This is a genomic window from Alicycliphilus denitrificans K601 (assembly GCF_000204645.1).
In the GTDB taxonomy this organism is placed as follows: domain Bacteria; phylum Pseudomonadota; class Gammaproteobacteria; order Burkholderiales; family Burkholderiaceae_C; genus Alicycliphilus; species Alicycliphilus denitrificans.
In genome coordinates, this window is record NC_015422.1 from 2,544,221 (window position 1) to 2,563,379 (window position 19,159).

The following is a 19,159-nucleotide window of genomic DNA, read 5'->3' on the forward strand; positions in this document are numbered from 1 at the left end:
ACCCTTTGAACCGCCGGGTACGCCAGCGGCGCGGTGTTACAGGTAATTCGTGCGTCTCAACTCGATCAAACTCGCCGGCTTCAAGTCGTTCGCCGAGCCCACCAACTTCCAGCTCCCGGGCCAGCTGGTGGGCGTGGTGGGCCCCAACGGCTGCGGCAAGTCCAACATCATGGACGCCGTGCGCTGGGTGCTGGGCGAGTCCAAGGCCAGCGAGCTGCGCGGCGAGTCCATGCAGGACGTGATCTTCAACGGCACCACGAGCCGCAAGCCCGCCAGTCGCGCCAGCGTGGAGCTGATCTTCGACAACGCCGACCACCGCGCCGGCGGCCAGTGGAACCAGTTCACCGAGATCGCCGTCAAGCGCGTGCTCACGCGCGACGGCACGAGCAGCTACTACATCAACAACCAGCCCGTGCGCCGGCGCGACGTGCAGGACGTGTTCCTCGGCACGGGCCTGGGCCCGCGCGCCTACGCCATCATCGGCCAGGGCACGATCAGCCGCATCATCGAGAGCCGCCCCGAGGAGCTGCGCCTGTTCCTGGAGGAAGCCGCGGGCGTTTCCAAGTACAAGGAGCGTCGGCGCGAGACCGAGAACCGCCTGGCCGACACGCGCGAGAACCTCACGCGCGTGGAGGACATACTGCGCGAGCTCAACGCCAACCTCGAGAAGCTGGAGAAGCAGGCCGAGGTGGCGGCCAAATACAACGCCCTGCAGCAGGACGTGACGCTCAAGCAGCATCAGCTGTGGTACCTGAAGCGCGCCGACGCCGAGGCCGAGCAGGCCCGCGTGCGCACCGAGGGCCTGCAGGCCGTGAACGACCTGGAATCGCGCATGGCCGACCTGCGCAGCGTGGAGGCGGACCTGGAGGCCATACGCCAGGCGCACTACGAAGCCGGCGATCAGGTCAACCAGGCCCAGGGCAAGCTGTACGAGGCCACGGCCGAGGTCGGCAAGCTGGAGGCCGAGATCCGCTACGTGGTCGAGGGCCGCCAGCGCGTGGAGCAGCGCCTGGTGCAGCTGGCCGCGCAGATCCAGGACTGGTCCGCGCGCAAGGAGGAGGCCGAGGCCGAGCTGGAGACTCTCGAAGGCGCGGGCATGGACGCCGAGGAGCAGGCCGAGCTGCTTGCCGCCCAGGTGGAGGAGCAGGCCGCCCAGATCCCTGAGCTGGAGGACGCCCTGCGCCAGAGCCAGCAGCGCAGCGAGGAGCAGCGCGCCGCCGTGGTGCAGATCCAGCAGCAGATCCAGGTGCTGGCCGCCGAGCAGCGCAGCCTGGATGAGCAAAGCCGCCAGCTCGACGCGCGCTTCGAGCGCCTGCGCGCCGACAGGAGCGCCCTGGCCGCGCCCGACGAGGCGCGCCTGGCCCAGATGCGCCAGCAACTGGACGAGGCGCAGGAAGCGGCCGAGATGGCCGAGGCGCGCCTGGCCGAGCTGCAGGACAGCGTGCCCCAGCTCGACGAGGAGCGCCGCGCGCGCCAGCAGGCCGTGAACCAGGAGACTGCGCGCCAGGCCGACCTGTCGGCGCGCCTGGAGGCGCTCAAGGCGCTGCAGGACAAAGTGAAGGTTTCGGCCAAGCTCCAGCCCTGGCTCGCCAGGCATGGGCTGGACGGGCTGCAGGGCCTGTGGAGCCGCATCCACATCGAGCCCGGCTGGGAGAACGCGCTGGAGGCCGCGCTGCGCGAGCGCCTGTCCGCGCTGCCCGTGGGCCGGCTGGACATGGTGCGCGGCTTCCTCGGCGCGGGCGGGCAGGACGCGCCGCCCGCGCGCCTGGCCTTCTACAGCGCGCCGGCCGCTCCCGCGCCCGACGCGAGCACGCGCCAGCCGCGCCTGTCCGACCTGCTGCGCGTGCACGACGCGGGCCTGCGCGCCGTGCTCGTGGACTGGCTGCAGGGCTGCTACACCGCGCCGTCGCTTGACGAGGCGCTGGCCCAGCGCGCGCAGCTGCAGCCGGGCGAGGCCTTCTACGTGGCCAGCGGCCACGCCGTGGGCGCACACAGCCTGAGCTTCTACGCGCAGGACTCGGAGCAGTCGGGGTTGCTCGCGCGCGCGCAGGAGATCGAGCACCTGGAGAAAGAGCTGCGCGCCCAGGCCCTGATCGCCGAGGAGGCGCGTACGGCCCTGGTGCGCGCCGAGGCCGCGTACGCCGACGCCTCGCAGCGCCTCGTCGCCGCGCGCCGCGAGGCCACCGAGGCTCAGGGCCGCGCGCACGAGCTGCAGGTGGAGACGCTGCGCCTGACCCAACTGGCCGAGCAGACCCGCGCGCGCAGCGAGCAGATCGGCGCCGACCTGGCCGAGGTCGAGGCGCAGCTCGCCGACCTGCAGGAGCGCCGTGCGGCATCCGAGGCGCGCTTCGAGGAGCTGGACATGCAGCTCGCCGACAGCCAGGAGCGCCACGCCCAGCTGGGCGACCGCGTGATCGAGGCCGAGCGGCGCCTGGCCGAGTGCCGCGAGCAGCAGCGCCAGCTGGAGCGGCGCGTGCAGGAGGCCCAGTTCTCCCACCGCAGCCTGCAGGCGCGCCGCGCCGAGCTCGCGCGCACCGTGGACACGGCGGCCACGCAGGCCCGCACGCTGCACGACGAGCGCCAGCGCGCGCAGGACGAGCTCGCCCGCCTGTCCGACGCCGCCGCGCAGGGCGGGCTGCAGCAGGCGCTGGAGCTGAAGATGGAGCGCGAGAAGCAGCTCGCGGCGCAGCGCAGCCAGTACGACGAGCTCACGGCCCGGCTGCGCGCCAGCGACGAGCGGCGCATGCAGCACGAACGCCAGCTCGATCCGCTGCGCGCGCGCATCACGGAATTCCAGCTCAAGGAGCAGGCCGCGCGCCTGGGGCTGGAGCAGTACAGCCAGCTGCTGCAAGACGCACAGGCCGACCTCGCGGCGGTGGCCCGCTCGATCGAGGAGGGCGGCGTGCGCGCCGCGGGCCTCTCGGGCGAGATCGACCGCCTGCACCGCGAGATCGCCGCCCTGGGCGCCGTGAACCTGGCCGCGCTCGACGAGCTGACCCTCGCGCGCGAGCGCAAGACCTTCCTCGACGCGCAGACCGAGGACCTGCAGCTCGCCATGACCACGCTGGAGGACGCTATCCGCAAGATCGACGGCGAGACACGCACCCTGCTGTCGGGCACCTTCGAGACCGTCAACGGCCATTTCGGGCGCATGTTCCCCGAGCTGTTCGGCGGCGGCCAGGCGCGCCTGATCATGACGGGCGACGAGATCCTCGACTCCGGCGTGCAGGTCATGGCCCAGCCGCCGGGCAAGAAGAACCAGACCATCCACCTGCTGTCGGGCGGCGAGAAGGCGCTCACGGCCATCGCCCTCGTGTTCGCCATCTTCCAGCTCAACCCCGCGCCGTTCTGCCTGCTCGATGAGGTGGACGCGCCGCTGGACGACGCCAACACCGAGCGCTACGCCAAGCTGGTCACCAGCATGTCCAAGGGCACCCAGTTCCTGTTCATCAGCCACAACAAGATCGCCATGGAAATGGCCGAGCAACTGATCGGCGTGACCATGCAGGAGCAGGGCGTCTCGCGCATCGTGGCGGTGGACATGGAGTCCGCCCTGTCGATGGCAGAGGCTTGAAAATCCCATCATGAGCAACTTCCAACTCGGACTCATCCTCGCCGGCGCGCTGGTACTCGCCGCCGTCGTCGCCTACAACGCCTGGACCACCTACCGCAACGCGCCCAAGCGCGCCCGCCCGCCCGAGGGCGAAGGCGCGCAGGAGCCTGCGGTGCGCCAGGAGCCCGCATTCGACGGCGCGGGCCTGGGCAACCCCGCCACGGCCGGCCCCGAGCCCCATTTCGAAGGCCATGCCGTGGACCCGGGCGACGCGATCGACCTGCCCGTGCCGCCCGCCGAGCGCCGCAGCGGGCTGGACCCGCTGATCGACGCCATCGCCCCCATCGTGGCCGAGCAGCAGGTCTCGGGTGACGCGGCCCTCGCCGCCATGCCGCCCACGCGCCGCGCCGGCAGCAAGCCCTTCGCCATCGAGGGCTTCAGCGAGGCCGCCCAGCAGTGGGAAACGCCCCAGCCGGGCCAGCGCTACCTGCACTTCCAGGCCGGGGTGCAGCTGGCCAACCGCCTGGGCGCGCTCAACGAGATCGAGTTTTCCGAGTTCGTGATGAAGACCCAGGGCTTCGCGGACGCCATCAACGCCACGCCCGACTTCCCCGACATGCTGCAGGAGGTGGCGCGCGCGCGCGAGCTCGACCAGTTCGCCAGCGACCATGACGCGCAGCTCGCCTTCATGCTGCGCGCGCGCCAGGCGGCATGGAGCCCCGGCTACGTGCAGCAAAACGCCGCGCGCCTGGGGCTGGTGGCCGGCGCCATACCGGGGCGCCTGGTGCTGCCGGCCAGCGGCGCCGGGCTGCCGCCCATGCTGACGCTGACCTACGACGCGCAGGCCGCCATGTCCGACGACCCCGAGCAGTCCGCCGTGCGCGACATCCTGCTGAGCCTGGACGTGGCCCAGGTGCACCGCGGCGAGCAGCCCTTCAAGCGCCTGCGCGAGGTCGCCGCCGCGCTGTGCCAGGCCATGGACGGCGTGCTGTGCGACCAGAACGGCACGCCGCTGCCCGCCATGACCATGGAGCCCATCGCCGCCGACCTGGAACTGCTCTACGACAAGCTCGACAGCCGCGAGCTCTCGGCCGGCTCGGCGCTCGCGCGGCGCCTGTTCAGTTAGGCCCTAGCCGCATGACGGAAAAATCCGAGCTTTTTTCGGCTCCAGCGCCCGCTGTGCCTGCGCTGGTAGCTAGCAAAGTAGAAGCACTGCGCGCCCAACTCAACCAGTGGGCGCACGAGTACTACGTGCTGGACGAGCCCAGCGTGCCCGATGCCGAGTACGACCGCGTGTTCCAGCAGCTGCAGGCGCTGGAGGGCGCGTACCCCGCCCTCGTCACGCCCGACTCGCCCACGCAGCGCGTGATCGGCGCGGTGATGAACGGCCTCGCGCCCGTGCGGCACCGCGTGGCCATGCTCTCGATCCGCACCGAGACCGACACCGAGGCCAGCGGCGCCGAGGCGTTCGACGCGCGCATCCGCCGCGAGCTCAAGCTCGCCCCCGAGGACCCGCCCGTCGAATACGTGGCCGAGCCCAAGTTCGACGGCCTGGCGATGAGCCTGCGCTACGAACACGGCCGCCTCGTGCAGGCCGCCACGCGCGGCGACGGCGAGGTGGGCGAGGACGTGACGCACAACATCCGCACCATCCGCCAGATCCCCCTCACGCTGCAGTTGAGCGCCCCCACGCTCGGCGCTGACGCGTCCTCACTGCCCCCCGAGGGGGCGCGTTTCGCCTTGGGGCGGCCCGGCGGCGAAACCGCGCCGCCCGTGCTGGAGGTGCGCGGCGAGGTCTACATGCGCCGCGCGGACTTCGAGCAGCTCAACGAGCGCCAGCGCGAGAAGGGCGACAAGACCTTCGTGAACCCGCGCAACGCCGCGGCCGGCGCCGTGCGCCAGCTCGATTCGGGCATCGCCGCGCAGCGCCCGCTCTCGTTCTTCGCCTACGGCCTGGGCGAGGTGGAGGGCGGGCCCGAGTTCGCCACGCACTACGCGCTGCTGCAGCGCCTGAAGGCATGGGGTTTTCCGGTCGCGGCGCAGGTGCGGATCGCGCTGGGCGCTCCCGGACTCATCGCATTCCACCAGCAGATCGGCGCAGAGCGCGACCAGCTGCCCTACGACATCGACGGCGTGGTCTACAAGGTCAACAGCCTGGCGCTGCAAAGGCAGCTCGGCTTCGTGACGCGCGAGCCGCGCTGGGCCGTGGCGCACAAGTACCCGGCGCAGGAGATGATGACGCGCGTGGAGGGCATCGACGTGCAGGTGGGCCGCACGGGCAAGCTCACGCCCGTGGCGCGCCTGGCGCCCGTGTTCGTGGGCGGCGTCACCGTCACCAACGCCACGCTGCACAACCTGTTCGAGCTGCGCCGCAAGCGCGTGCGCGTGGGCGACCAGGTCATCGTGCGCCGCGCGGGCGACGTGATTCCCGAGGTGGTGGGCGTGGTGCCCGCGCCGCGTGCATCCTACGTGCCCAACTTCCGCATGCCGCGCCAGTGCCCGATCTGCGCAAGCACCGTGGTGCGCGAGCCGGGCGAGGTCAACCACCGCTGCTCGGGCGGCCTGTTCTGCCCCGCGCAGCGCAAGCAGGCCGTGCTGCACTTCGCCCAGCGCCGCGCGATGGACATCGAGGGCCTGGGCGAGAAGCTCGTGGACCAGCTCGTCGACGGCCACGTGATCCGCACGCTGCCCGACCTGTTCCGGCTGGACCTGCCCACCCTGGCGGGTCTGGACCGCATGGCCGAAAAGTCCGCGCAGAACGTGCTCGACGCGCTACAGAAGTCGAAGCAGACCACGCTGCCGCGCTTCCTGTTCGGCTTGGGGATACGCCACGTGGGCGAGGCCACGGCCAAGGACCTCGCGCGGCACTTCGGCGCGCTCGACGCCATCATGGACGCGGGCGTCGATCAGCTGCTGCAGGTCAACGACGTGGGCCCCGTGGTGGCGGAAAGCATCCACACCTTTTTCGCCCAGCCGCACAACCGCGAGGTGGTCGGGCAGCTGCGCGAATGCGGCGTCGCCTGGGAAGAGGGCGAGCCCACGGCGGGCGCCACGCTGCCGCTGGCGGGCAAGACCATCGTGCTGACCGGCACGCTCCCCACGCTGAGCCGCGACGAGGCCAAGGACATGCTCGAAGCCGCAGGCGCCAAGGTGGCGGGCTCGGTCAGCAAAAAGACCCACTACGTGGTCGCCGGGGCCGAGGCGGGCAGCAAGCTGGAGAAGGCCCAGGCGCTGGGCATCCCCGTGCTCGACGAAGACGGCCTGCGCGCGCTGCTGCGGGGCGAGGGCTGAGGCATGGCACTGGCGCGCCGCGCACCCCGCCTCGGCTTGGCGCTGGGCAGCGGCTCGGCGCGCGGCTGGGCGCACATCGGCGTGCTGCAGGTGCTGCAGGAGGAGGGCATCCGGCCCGACGTGGTGTGCGGCTCCTCCATCGGCGCGCTCGTGGGCGCGGCCTACGCGGCGGGCGAGCTGGAGCGCTTCGGCGAATGGGTGCTGGGCCTGGGCATGCGCGACGTGTTCGGCTTCATGGACTTCAACCTCGCGGGCGGCATGCTCAAGGGCGAGAAGCTCATCGCCTTCTGGCGCCGCAACTTCGCCGACTTCACCATCGAGGACTCTCCGCTGCCCTTCGGCGCCGTGGCCACCGACCTGCACTCGGGCGCCGAGGTCTGGCTGCGCGAGGGCTCGATCGCCGACGCGGTGCGCGCCTCCATCGCGCTGCCGGGCCTGTTCACGCCCGTGGTGCGCGAAGGCGGCCGGCTGCTGGTCGATGGCGGCCTCGTCAATCCCGTGCCTGCGTCGCTCGCGCGCGCCATGGGGGCCGACATCGTCATCGGCGTGGACCTGAACGCCGACATACTGCACCGCCACATGCACCCGCTGGCCGTGGTGCGCGCACCCGATGCCGATGCGCCGGAGGACGGCGTGGCGCCGCCCGAACCCGAGCCGGCGCGCAACGGCGACTGGATGCGCCGCCTGAAGTTCTGGGCAGACGGCAAGGCGCCCGCGCCCAGGCAGCCCTCCATGCTGGACGTGATGATGACCAGCGTGAACATCATGCAGATGCGCATCACGCGCAGCCGCATGGCGGGTGATCCGCCCGAGGTGGTGGTCGCGCCGCGCCTGGCCCACCTGGGCCAGCTGGACTTCCACCGCGCCAAAGAGGCCATCGAAGAGGGCCGCCGCGCCGCCCATGCCAGCCTGCCGCAGCTGCGGCAGTTCATGGGCTGAAGCCTGGAAAAACCGGTAAGCCATTGATTTCAAATGATTGGCGGTATAAAGCAGGCCTTTCCTCCGCCCGGCCCCTGGCGCCGCCCATGGCCCATGCCGTCCGGCCTCAAGGGATGAAAGCTTCCAATTCCATAGCTGCCAGCGCTTGCTGCACAAGCGCTGAAGGCCATTTTTATTGTAAAAATTCATGACGTTTCCCGCCTCCCTGCGCGCGCGCTGGGCCCTGCTGTGGCCGCGCCTGGCACGCCTGGCGCGCCGGCCCGAGCGCTGGGCATCCGCGCATGGCCTGCTGTGGCTGCTGGCCGCGCTGGCGCTGGCCGTCTTCCTGTACGTGCTGGCGCTGATCCCGTTCACGCCCGCCATCAGCGACATCCGCAAGGCCAAGAGCGACCAGCCCGCGCAGCTGCTGTCCGCCGACGGGCGCCTGCTGGCCGAATACCGCTGGGTGAACCGCGAGTGGGTGCCGCTCGACACGATCGCCAGGCCGGTGGTCGATGCCCTGATCGCCACCGAGGACCACCGCTTCTACGACCACTTCGGCCTGGACTGGCGGCGCACGGCGTCGGCGCTGGTGCGCACGCTGGGCGGCGACAAGCAGGGCGGCTCCACCATCACCCAGCAGCTCGCGCGCAACCTCTACCCCGAGGACATCGGCCGCGCGCCCACGCTCACGCGCAAGATCAAGGAGGCGATCACCGCGCTCAAGATCGAGTGGCTGTACTCCAAGGACGAGATCCTGGAGACCTACCTGAACACCGTGCCCTTCCTCTACAACGCCTACGGCATCGAGATGGCGGCGCGCACCTACTTCAACAAATCCGCCGACAAGCTCACGGTGCTGGAGAGCGCCACGCTCATCGGCATGCTCAAGGGCACGGCCTACTACAACCCCGTGCTCAACCCCGAGCGCGCCCAGGCCCGGCGCAACACGGTGCTCGCGCAGATGAAGAAGCGCGGCAAGCTCTCCGCGGCAGAGTACGACAAGCTGGTCAAGCGCCCGCTGCGCATCCGCTTCGAGCGCCAGAACGAGGTGGCGGGCCTGGCGCCGCATTTGGCGCAGCAGCTGCGGCGCCAGCTCATCGACTGGGCGGACCGCAATGGCTACAGCCTGTATTCCGACGGGCTGGTGATCCACACCATCATCGACGGCCGCCTGCAGGAGATCGCCAACCAGGCCGTGCAGCGCCAGGGCCGGCAGCTGCAGGGCGTGGCCGACGCCGCCTGGGCGCCGCGCAGCGCATGGGGCGCCAAGAGCCCCCTGGTGCAGCAGCTGGTGCGCGAATCGCCCCAGTACGAAAAGGCCGTGGCCGCCGGCACCGCGCCCGAGGAGGCGGCCAAGCGCCTGCTCGACGACGCCGGCTTCCTGCGCAGCCTGCGCCAGGCCAAGACCCGCGTGCAGGCCGGCTTCATGGCGCTGGACCCCAGGAACGGCGCGGTGCTGGCCTGGGTGGGCAGCCGCGACTACGGCGTGGACCCGTTCGACCACGTGCAGGCCGCTAGGCGCCAGCCCGGCTCCACCTTCAAGCCCTTCGTCTATGGCGCGGCCTTCGCCAAGGGCATGCTGCCCACGGACGAGCTCATGGACACGACCGTGGAAATCCCCCTCGGCGGCAAGCGGGTCTGGCGCCCCACGGACGGCCGCACGCCGCCCAGCGAGGAACCCATGCAGCTGCGCGACGGCCTCGCGTACTCCAAGAACACCATCACCGCCCAGCTCATGCAGCAGGTGGGGCCCGAGCGCGTGGCGCAGCTCGCGCGCGCCATGGGCGTGCGCGAATCCAAGCTGGAGGCCGTGCCCGCGCTGGCGCTGGGCACGAGCTCGGTCACCCTCAAGGAAATGGTGGCCGCCTACGGCACCATCGCCAATGGCGGGCGCTACATGGCGCCCCAGGTGATCACGCGCATCGAGGACAAGAACGGCAGGCTGCTCGAAGCGTTCAAGCCCGCATCGCCCGAACGTGCCCTGGGCCTCGCCGCCGCGCAGGAACTGCGCGACGCCATGCGCGGCGTGGTGGACAAGGGCACGGGCGTGGCGATACGCAGCCGCTACGGCATCACGGCCGACGTGGCCGGCAAGACCGGCACCACGCAGGACAACACCGACGGCTGGTTCATCCTCATGCACCCGCAGCTCGTGGCCGGCGCTTGGGCCGGCTTCAACGACGGGCGCATCACCCTGCGCAGCGACTATTGGGGGCAGGGCGCGCACAGTGCGCTGCCCATCGTGGGCGACGTGTTCCGCCAGGCCCTGCGCGCCAAGATCATCGACGCGCGCGAGCGCTTCATCGACGAGGAGGAAAGCTCCTGGATCGCCACGGCCACGGGCACGCTGCGCAACTGGGTCTACGACCTGTTCGGCCGGCCCACGGGCGAGCAGGCTGGCCCGGCAGGGGCGCCGCCCGCGCCGCAGCCCGACCTGCCGCGCGCACCTGCGCCCGCGGCCAGCGCCCCGCCGCAGGAGGAGCGCCCCGAGATCATCGAAGCGCCGCTCATTCCGCTGCAGGAAGTCGCTCCGCGCGCCAACGCGCCGGCCGAACCGCCCGTATGGGTGGAGCAGCCCGCGCCCGAGGCGCCGCAGCCGGCCGCCCCCTCGGCAGCGCCCGGCGTGGTTATCGTGCCGGTGGTGCCGCGGCCGCAGGGCGCGGCGCCGCTCCTCGCCGAAACACGCTGAGCCTTTGCCCATGCAGCCACCACGGCAAGCCCCGCGCGCACGCATCCCCGCCGCCGTGTGGGCGCTGGGCCTGGTCAGCATGCTGATGGACATCTCCTCCGAGATGATCCACAGCCTGTTGCCCATGTTCATGGTGGGCACGCTTGGCATGTCTGCCCTCGCGGTCGGCCTCGTCGAGGGCCTGGCAGAGGCCACGGCGCTGATGGTCAAGGTGTTCTCGGGCGCGCTCAGCGACTATTTCGGACGACGCAAGAGCCTGGCGCTGCTGGGCTACGCCCTGGGCGCCTTCACCAAGCCGCTGTTCGCCATGGCCTCGGGCGCGGGCCTGATCCTGGCCGCGCGCCTGATCGACCGCGTAGGCAAGGGCGTGCGCGGCGCGCCGCGCGACGCGCTGGTGGCCGACATCACGCCGCCCGAGATCCGCGGCGCGGCCTTTGGCCTGCGCCAGTCGCTGGACACGGTGGGCGCCTTCGTCGGCCCGCTGCTGGCCGCCGGCCTGATGCTGCTGTGGGCGGACGACTTCCGCGCCGTGTTCTGGGTGGCGGTGGTGCCGGGCCTGCTGGCGGTGGCCGTGCTGGCGCTGGGCGTGCGCGAGCCCGAACGGCACGAGGGCGCGCGCCGCACCAACCCGATACGGCGCGAGAACATGCGCCGTCTGGGGCCCGCCTATTGGTGGGTGGTGGCCGTGGGGGCCCTGTTCACGCTGGCGCGGTTCAGCGAGGCCTTTCTGGTGCTGCGTGCGCAGCAGGCCGGCATTGCCATGGCGCTGGTGCCGCTGGTGATGGCGGCCATGAACCTGGTCTACGCGGCCGCGGCCTATCCGTTCGGCTGGCTGTCGGACCGCGTCGGCCACACGCGCCTGCTGGCCTGGGGCCTGGTCGTACTGATCGCGGCGGACGCGCTTCTGGCCACGGCCCAGCATTGGAGCATGGTGATCGTGGGCGTGGCGGTGTGGGGCATCCACATGGGCATGACGCAGGGCCTGCTGGCCACCATGGTGGCGAACGCGGCGCCGGCGGACCTGCGCGGCACGGCCTATGGCGTGTTCAACCTGGCCAGCGGCCTGGCCATGCTGGCGGCCAGCGTGATCGCCGGACTGCTGTGGGAGACGGTGGGGCCGGCTGCGACCTTCTGGGCCGGCGGCGCGTTCGCGGCGCTGTGCCTGGCCGGGCTGGGCCGCCGGCGCGGCAGCGGCGCTCTCAGGTGATGTCCACGCAGTGCACGCCGAAGCGCCCCGCGCGGCGGTCGGCGAAGAAGCGCTCCAGCGTCTTCTTGACCGTGCGGAACGAGATCTCGTCCCAGGGGATCTCGTCCTCGGTGAACAGGCGCGCCTCGATGGTCTCGTGGCCGGGGTCGAATCGGTCGCTCAACAGCGTGGCCAGGTAGAAGATGTGGACCTGGCCCACCTGCGGCACGTTCAGCAGCGAGAACAGCGGGCCCAGCTCGATCTGGGCGCCGGCCTCCTCGTCGGTCTCGCGCGCTGCGCCTTGCTCCGTGGTCTCGTCGAGCTCCATGAAGCCGGCGGGCAGCGTCCACTTGCCCCAGCGCGGCTCGATGTTGCGCTTGCACAGCAGCACGCGCTCGCCCAGCACCGGCACCGTGCCCACCACCATCAGCGGGTTCTCGTAGTGGATGGTGCCGCAGACCGGGCAGACGGCGCGCTCGCGCGTGTCGCCGTCGCCGGGCAGGCGGTAGGCCACGGCCGCGCCGCATTCGCGGCAGTGCTTGATGGGGCGGCGGAAAATCATTGGATTTCTATGATCAAAATGCCTCCAAGCGCTTGTGTGACAAGCGCCTGCAGCTATTCTTGTTGAATCAGACCAGCGCCACGCGCAGCCGGCCCAGGCCATCGATGCCGCCCTCCAGCACGTCGCCGCGCACCACGGCGCCCACGCCCTCGGGTGTGCCCGTGAAGATCAGGTCGCCGGGCTGCAGCTCCCAGGCGGCCGACAGGTGCTCGATGGTCTCGGCAATGTTCCAGATCAGCTGATCGACCGTGCTGCGCTGGCGGTCGGCGCCGTTGACCTGCAGCCAGATCGCGGCGCGCTCCACGTCGCCTGCCTGCGCGGCGGGCGTGATGGGGCCGATGGGCGCGCCGGCATCGAAGCCCTTGCCGATGCACCAGGGGCGGCCCTGCTTCTTCATCTCGCCCTGCAGGTCGCGGCGCGTCATGTCCAGGCCCACGGCGTAGCCCCAGATGTGTTGGCGCGCATCGGCCGCCGCGATGTTCCTGCCGCCCTTGCCGATGGCCACCACCAGCTCGATCTCGTGGTGCAGGTCCTTGGTGAGCGAGGGGTAGGGCATGCTGCCCGTCTCGCCCGCGCTCACGGGCAGCACGGCGTCGGCCGGCTTCATGAAGAAGAAGGGCGGCTCGCGGCCGGTGAAGCCCATCTCCTTGGCATGCTCGGCGTAGTTGCGGCCCACGCAGTAGATGCGGTGCACGGGAAAGCGATCGGCCGATCCCAGCACGGGAACGCTGGCCTGGACGGGGGCGGGAATCACATAGCTCATGGTTTTTTGACGCTTTTTAGGGACGGGTGGAGGACGGATGCAGTGTGCCACGGCGCGGGCCTTCCCATGGGCGGCTGGGCGCATTTCGCCCTGCTGGCTTATGCTGCGGCAGCATGAAGCTCTACAACTACTTCCGCTCCTCGGCATCGTTTCGCGTGCGCATCGCGCTGGAGCTCAAGGGCCTGCCCTATGACTATGTGCCCGTGCACCTGCAGAAGGGCGAGCAGCGGGCCCCGGCCTATGCCAGCCGCCTGGGCGACGCGCTGGTGCCGGCGCTGCAGACCGATGACGGGCACCTGCTCGCGCAGTCCATGGCCATCATCGAATACCTGGACGAAACCCACCCCGAGCCGCCGCTGCTGCCCGGCGGTGCCCTGGCGCGTGCCCACGTGCGGGCGCTGGCGCAGATGGTGGCCTGCGAGATCCACCCGCTGAACAACCTGCGCGTGCTCAAGTACCTCAAGCACCAGCTGAAGGTGCCGGACGCGGCCAAGGACGACTGGTACCACCACTGGGTGCGCCAGGGCCTGGAGGCCTTCGAGCGCCAGCTGGCGCTGCTGGACCGGGAGCGCGCCGCCGCGGGCCTGGCGCCCTCGCGCCTGTGCTGGGGCGACGCGCCCACGCTGGCCGACTGCTGCCTGGTGCCGCAGATCTTCAACGGCCAGCGCTTCGGCGTGGACCTGGGCGGCCTGTCGCGCACCATGGCCGCGTTCGAGGCCTGCATGCAGCTGCCGGCCTTCCAGCGCGCCCAGCCCAGCGCCTGCCCGGACCATGAGTGAGCCCGTGGCGCACCCCGTTCCCCACGACTGGCTGCAGCCCGACTGGCCGGCCCCCGCCCACGTGCGCGCGCTGTGCACCACGCGCAACGGCGGCGTGAGCACGCCGCCGTACGACAGCTTCAACCTGGGCCGCTACGTGGGCGACGCCCCCGAGGCCGTGCAGGCCAACTGGGCCGCGCTGCAGGCGGCCCTGGGTGCCGGGGGGCGGCCCGTGCGGCCGGTGTACCTGCGCCAGGTGCACGGCACGGACGTTCTGCCGCTCGACAAGGACACGCCCGAGGGCGCCGACGCCGACGCCTGCACCACCCGGGCGCGGGGCGTGGCCTGCGTCGTCATGGCGGCGGACTGCCTGCCCGTGCTCTTCACCGACCGCGCGGGCACGCGCGTGGCGGCCGCCCATGCGGGCTGGCGCGGCCTGGCCACGGGGGTGCTGGAAGAGACATTGAAGCAATTTCTGGCTCCAGGCCATGCGAGGCAAGCGCCGGCAGCTATCGAAGATGAAGCGCCGCGATCGCCCGGCGACGTGATCGCCTGGCTGGGCCCCTGCATAGGCCCGCAGGCCTTCGAGGTCGGCCCCGAGGTGCGCGATGCCTTCTGCGCGCAGGACCCGCAGGCCGCCCGGCATTTCAGGCCCCACGGCGGCGCGGGCAAGCTGCTGGCCGACCTGGCGGGACTGGCGCGCCAGCGCCTGCGTGAGCGGGGCGTGACGGCGCTCTACGGCAACGACGGCTCGCCCGCCTGGTGCACCGTGGGCAACCCTTCACGGTTCTTTTCGCACCGGCGCGACAGCCCCGTGCTCGGCACCAGCGGGCGCATGGCCGCCTGCGTCTGGCTGACCTGACGCGGCCGCCTCGGCCTCGGCCCGCTCGCGCGCCCGGATGGCGCGCTTGCGCGCCGGCGTGCCCAGAATGTAGAGCACGATGGACATGGGCAGCAGCCCGTAGAGCACGAAGGTGATGATGGCGCCCAGCACCGTGCCCTGCTCGGACAGGCCTTCGGCCAGGGCCATCAGCACCGTCACGTACAACCACCCGATAAGCACCAGGTACATGTTCGGATCCCGATAAAACATGGATTGTGGCCGGCAGGCGGCCGCGCCGTGAACCAAAAGCCCCGCGGCTGCGCCGTGGATTGCCGAGCCGATGCCGGCTCGGCAACAATCGAGAGCCTTGCCCGCATCGGGCCTATTCATGGAGGCAGTATGGATGAGACGACAGACTGGACCGAAAGCGCTCGGCAGTTCCAGCAGATACTCGGCGAGAGCTGGGGCAAGGCGCTGCAGATGCTGCAGCCAGGGGAACTGGGCAAGGCCATGTCCATGCCGCCCTCCGCCCCGCTGAGCTTCGCGCCCGACAAGCTCGCCGCGCTACAGCAGCAATACATGGAGGATGCGCGCGCGCTGTGGGGCCAGGGCCTGCATGCCCAGGCGTCGAAGACCGGCGACCGGCGCTTTGCCGGCGAGAGCTGGGCGAACAACCCGCTGTCGGCCTTCTCCGTGGCAGCCTACCAGCTGCAGGCCCGCGCCCTCATGGGGCTGGCCGATGCCGTGGAGGCCGACGAGAAGACCCGCGCGCGCATCCGCTTCAGCGTGGAGCAGTGGCTGGCCGCCATGGCGCCCAGCAACTTCCTGGCCCTCAATGCCGAGGCGCAGAAGAAAGCGCTGGAAACCCACGGCGAGAGCATTGCCAAGGGCGTGGCCAACCTGCTGCACGACATGCGCCAGGGCCACATCTCCATGACCGACGAGAGCCGCTTCGAGGTGGGCCGCAACGTGGCCACCACCGAAGGCGCGGTGGTGTTCGAGAACGAGCTGTTCCAGCTCCTCGAATACAAGCCGCTCACGCCCAAGGTATACGAGCGGCCCTTCCTCATGGTGCCGCCGTGCATCAACAAGTACTACATCCTCGACCTGCAGCCCGAGAACTCGCTGATCCGCCACGCCGTGGCCCAGGGCCACCGCACCTTCGTGGTGAGCTGGCGCAACCCCGACGCGTCGCTCGCGCACAAGACCTGGGACGACTACATCGAGGACGCCGTGCTCACCGCCGTCGCCACCGTGCAGAAGATCGCCGGGACCAAGCAGATCAACGCCCTGGGCTTCTGCGTGGGCGGCACCATGCTGGCCAATGCGCTGGCGGTGCTGGCCGCGCGCGGGCAGGACAGCGTCGCCAGCGCCACCTTCCTCACCACACTCATCGACTTCGGCGACACCGGCATCCTCGACGTGTTCATCGACGAGTCCTTCGTGCGCCTGCGCGAGATGCAGATGGGGCAGGGCGGGCTCATGAAGGGGCAGGACCTCGCCTCCACCTTCAGCTTCCTGCGCCCCAACGAGCTGGTGTGGAACTACGTGGTGGACAACTACCTCAAGGGCCAGACGCCGCCGCCCTTCGACCTGCTGTACTGGAACAGCGACAGCACCAACCTGCCCGGGCCGTACTACGCCTGGTACCTGCGCAACTTCTACCTGGAGAACAGGCTCATCGAGCCGGGCGCCCTCACCGTGTGCGGCGAGAAGCTGGACCTCTCCAAGGTCAAGCTGCCCGTGTACATCTACGGCTCGCGCGAAGACCACATCGTGCCCGCCGCCGCGGCCTACGCTTCGACCCAGGTGCTGCCCGGCAAGAAACGCTTCGTCATGGGCGCCTCGGGCCACATCGCGGGCGTGATCAACCCGCCGGCGAAGAAAAAGCGCAGCCACTGGGTGCGCGAGGACGGCAAGCTGCCCCCCACGCTGGACGAATGGCTGGCCGGCGCGACCGAGTTGCCCGGCAGCTGGTGGGACGATTGGTGCGCCTGGCTCGCGGGCCACGCGGGCAAGCAGGTCGCCGCGCCCAAGAGCTACGGCAAGGCGCCGCACTTCAAGGACATAGAGCCGGCGCCGGGGCGCTACGTCAAGCAGAAGGCCTGAAGGCGGCTCCCCCCACTCCGATAAGATTCATTCGCCTGCGGCATGGCGCCGGCAGGCATCACAGCAAAGAGGATTCACCATGGAAGACATCGTCATCGTTTCCGCCGTGCGCACGCCCGTGGGCAAGTTTGGCGGCGCACTCGCCAAGACCCCGGCCACGGACCTGGGCGCCCTTGTGATCCGCGAGGCCCTGGCGCGCGCGCGCGTCGCGCCGGACCAGGTGGGCGAGGTCATCATGGGCCAGGTGCTCGCAGCCGGCTGTGGCCAGAACCCCGCGCGCCAGGCCATGATGAAGGCCGGCGTGGCCAAGGAAACCCCCGCGCTCACGATCAACGCCGTGTGCGGCTCGGGCCTGAAGGCTGTCATGCTCGCCGCGCAGGCCGTCGCCACGGGCGACAGCGAGATCGTGGTGGCCGGCGGCCAGGAGAACATGAGCCTGGCGCCCCACGTGCTCAATGGCTCGCGCGAGGGCCAGCGCATGGGCGACTGGAAGCTGACCGACACCATGATCGTGGACGGCCTGTGGGACGTCTACAACCAGTACCACATGGGCATCACGGCCGAGAACGTGGCCAAGGCCTACGGGATCACGCGCGAGATGCAGGACGCGCTGGCCCTGGCCAGCCAGCAGAAGGCCGCGGCCGCCCAGGATGCCGGCCGCTTCGCCGACGAGATCGTCGGCGTCTCGCTGCCGCAGAAAAAGGGCGATCCCGTCCTGTTCAACGCCGACGAGTACCTGAACCGCAAGACCAACGCCGAGGCGCTGGCGGGCCTGCGCCCGGCATTCGACAAGGCCGGCTCGGTCACGGCGGGCAACGCCTCGGGCATCAACGACGGCGCCGCTGCCGTGGTGGTGATGAGCGCCAAGAAGGCCGCGGCCCTGGGCCTCAAGCCGCTGGCGCGCATCGCCGCCTACGGCACGGCGGGCCTGGACCCCGCCACCATGGGCATGGGGCCCGTGCCCGCGTCGCGCAAGGCCCTGCAGCGCGCCGGCTGGAACGCGGCCGACGTGGACCTGTTCGAGCTCAACGAGGCCTTTGCCGCCCAGGCATGCGCGGTGAACAAGGAACTGGCGATCGACCCGGCGCGCGTCAACGTCAACGGCGGCGCGATCGCCATCGGCCACCCCATCGGGGCCTCGGGTTGCCGCGTGCTGGTCACCCTGCTGCACGAGATGCAGCGCCGCAGCGCGGCCAAGGGGCTGGCCGCGCTGTGCATCGGCGGCGGCATGGGCGTCTCCATGGCTCTGGAGCGTTGAGCACCCGCAGTGGCTTGGCGCGCGGCCCGCGCCAAGCCACACATCATGCCCGATCCTTGGGCTCCGGTGGCAATTCCGCCGTGCGTGTTTTCCTTTTAGGAACCGGTTTGTTTTTTGGGTAGAGTGGTAACCGTTTCATCCACAAAACAGGAGCACGCAATGAGTCAGAAAGTCGCATACGTCACGGGAGGCATGGGTGGAATTGGCACTGCCATTTGTCAACGCCTGCACCGGGAAGGGATGAAGGTCATCGCGGGCTGCGGCCCCACTCGCGACTATGAAAAGTGGCTGAACGAACAAAAGGCGCTGGGCTACACCTTCTACGCTTCGGTCGGCAACGTGGGCGACTGGGACTCCACGGTGCAGGCCTTCGCCAACGCCAAGGCCGAACACGGCACCATCGACGTGCTGGTCAACAACGCCGGCATCACGCGCGACCGCATGTTCGTGAAGATGACGCGGGAAGACTGGGACGCCGTCATCGAGACCAACCTCAACAGCATGTTCAACGTGACCAAGCAGGTCGTGGCCGACATGGTGGAAAAGGGCTGGGGCCGCATCATCAACATCAGCAGCGTGAACGGCGAAAAGGGCCAGGCCGGCCAGACCAATTACTCGGCCGCCAAGGCCGGCATGCACGGCTTCTCCATGGCGCTGGCGCAGGAGCTCGCCACCAAGGGCGTGACGGTGAACACCGTGAGCCCGGGCTACATCGGCACGGATATGGTCAAGGCCATCCGCCCCGACGTGCTGGAGAAGATCGTCAACACCGTGCCCGTCAAGCGCCTCGGGGAGCCCAGCGAGATCGCCTCCATCGTCGCCTGGCTGGCCTCGGAGGAGGGCGGCTATGCCACCGGCGCCGACTTCTCTGTCAACGGCGGCCTGCACATGCGCTGACGGCCCGACATGTCCGCTGCTTTGGCGGGCATGTCGAAAAGCAAAAAGGAACGTGCCGGCACGTTCCTTTTTTTATGGAGAACCGAGGCGTGGGGCGCTGGTTCGGGGTCTTGAATGATACCTATCGAAGAAGGGAAGTCGAATAAGCCCGCCGGCGGGCCTTGCCCACGCCCTTACAGGCAGCTCGGGGCGCGCTTGCGGTCGCGTTCGTCTTCGGGCCAGGCAGAGAGCATTGCGGTCATGGTCATAGGGATAACTCCTTAGATGTATTCACAACGCAGCCTCCCGGTGCAACGTTGACATGCCGCTCGCAAAAAAATGCAACCCCTGGAGGATGGATGAAAATGCT

At 70.2% G+C, this 19,159-nt stretch carries 14 protein-coding genes; 11 read left to right on the forward strand and 3 right to left on the reverse strand.

Features of this window, described 5'->3' with window-relative positions:
* The first annotated feature begins 49 nt into the window (after window positions 1–49).
* The 6 genes from smc (at window position 50) to ALIDE2_RS12205 (ending at window position 11,661) form a co-directional block, all read left to right on the forward strand.
* The gene (smc, locus tag ALIDE2_RS12180; protein ID WP_013519078.1) at window positions 50–3,574 is read left to right on the forward strand and encodes a chromosome segregation protein SMC; all 3,525 of its coding nucleotides are present in this window, start codon (window positions 50–52) and stop codon (window positions 3,572–3,574) included.
* Window positions 3,575–3,584: 10 nt separating this feature from the next.
* Window positions 3,585–4,679 carry a cell division protein FtsZ gene (locus ALIDE2_RS12185; protein ID WP_013519079.1) on the forward strand — a complete coding sequence of 365 codons (1,095 nt, stop codon included), beginning with the start codon at window positions 3,585–3,587 and terminating at the stop codon, window positions 4,677–4,679.
* Between the two features lie 11 nt (window positions 4,680–4,690).
* The gene (gene ligA / locus ALIDE2_RS12190; RefSeq protein WP_013519080.1) at window positions 4,691–6,844 is read left to right on the forward strand and encodes an NAD-dependent DNA ligase LigA; all 2,154 of its coding nucleotides are present in this window, start codon (window positions 4,691–4,693) and stop codon (window positions 6,842–6,844) included.
* 3 nt (window positions 6,845–6,847) lie between these two features.
* Window positions 6,848–7,783 carry a patatin-like phospholipase family protein gene (locus ALIDE2_RS12195; RefSeq protein ID WP_013519081.1) on the forward strand — a complete coding sequence of 312 codons (936 nt, stop codon included), beginning with the start codon at window positions 6,848–6,850 and terminating at the stop codon, window positions 7,781–7,783.
* Between the two features lie 187 nt (window positions 7,784–7,970).
* Entirely contained in the window at window positions 7,971–10,454 is a 2,484-nt protein-coding gene (locus ALIDE2_RS12200; RefSeq protein WP_013722184.1) for a penicillin-binding protein 1A, read from the forward strand.
* Between the two features lie 10 nt (window positions 10,455–10,464).
* Window positions 10,465–11,661, forward strand: coding sequence for an MFS transporter (locus tag ALIDE2_RS12205; RefSeq protein WP_013519083.1), 1,197 nt, complete (start codon window positions 10,465–10,467; stop codon window positions 11,659–11,661).
* Here the strand turns inward: ALIDE2_RS12205 and ALIDE2_RS12210 are convergent.
* Both ALIDE2_RS12210 and ALIDE2_RS12215 read right to left on the reverse strand, forming a co-directional pair.
* Window positions 11,654–12,202, reverse strand: a complete 549-nt coding sequence (locus tag ALIDE2_RS12210; protein WP_013519084.1) for an NUDIX hydrolase — start codon at window positions 12,200–12,202, stop codon at window positions 11,654–11,656. The two genes, ALIDE2_RS12205 and ALIDE2_RS12210, sit on opposite strands and share 8 nt — an antisense overlap.
* 67 nt (window positions 12,203–12,269) lie before the next feature.
* A complete protein-coding gene (locus ALIDE2_RS12215; RefSeq protein WP_013519085.1) occupies window positions 12,270–12,965 on the reverse strand; it encodes a fumarylacetoacetate hydrolase family protein in 696 nt (231 codons plus the stop codon).
* A 113-nt stretch (window positions 12,966–13,078) separates the two neighbouring features.
* Here ALIDE2_RS12215 and maiA point away from each other — a divergent pair, with 113 nt between their 5' ends.
* A complete protein-coding gene (gene maiA, locus ALIDE2_RS12220; RefSeq protein WP_013722185.1) occupies window positions 13,079–13,744 on the forward strand; it encodes a maleylacetoacetate isomerase in 666 nt (221 codons plus the stop codon).
* Window positions 13,737–14,585 (forward strand): peptidoglycan editing factor PgeF, encoded by an 849-nt coding sequence (pgeF, locus tag ALIDE2_RS12225; protein WP_013519087.1) that lies wholly within the window; start codon window positions 13,737–13,739, stop codon window positions 14,583–14,585. The genes maiA and pgeF overlap by 8 nt, the downstream gene beginning before the upstream one ends.
* Here the strand turns inward: pgeF and ALIDE2_RS12230 are convergent.
* Window positions 14,505–14,795 (reverse strand): hypothetical protein, encoded by a 291-nt coding sequence (locus ALIDE2_RS12230; RefSeq protein ID WP_013519088.1) that lies wholly within the window; start codon window positions 14,793–14,795, stop codon window positions 14,505–14,507. The two genes, pgeF and ALIDE2_RS12230, sit on opposite strands and share 81 nt — an antisense overlap.
* A gap of 150 nt (window positions 14,796–14,945) precedes the next feature.
* Here ALIDE2_RS12230 and ALIDE2_RS12235 point away from each other — a divergent pair, with 150 nt between their 5' ends.
* The 3 genes from ALIDE2_RS12235 (at window position 14,946) to phbB (ending at window position 18,810) form a co-directional block, all read left to right on the forward strand.
* Window positions 14,946–16,655: a PHA/PHB synthase family protein gene (locus ALIDE2_RS12235; protein ID WP_013722186.1), complete on the forward strand. Its 1,710-nt coding sequence runs from the start codon at window positions 14,946–14,948 to the stop codon at window positions 16,653–16,655.
* Between the two features lie 79 nt (window positions 16,656–16,734).
* Window positions 16,735–17,913: an acetyl-CoA C-acetyltransferase gene (locus tag ALIDE2_RS12240; protein ID WP_013722187.1), complete on the forward strand. Its 1,179-nt coding sequence runs from the start codon at window positions 16,735–16,737 to the stop codon at window positions 17,911–17,913.
* Between the two features lie 159 nt (window positions 17,914–18,072).
* A complete protein-coding gene (phbB, locus tag ALIDE2_RS12245) occupies window positions 18,073–18,810 on the forward strand; it encodes an acetoacetyl-CoA reductase (RefSeq protein ID WP_013519091.1) in 738 nt (245 codons plus the stop codon).
* Window positions 18,811–19,159 lie beyond the last annotated feature (349 nt).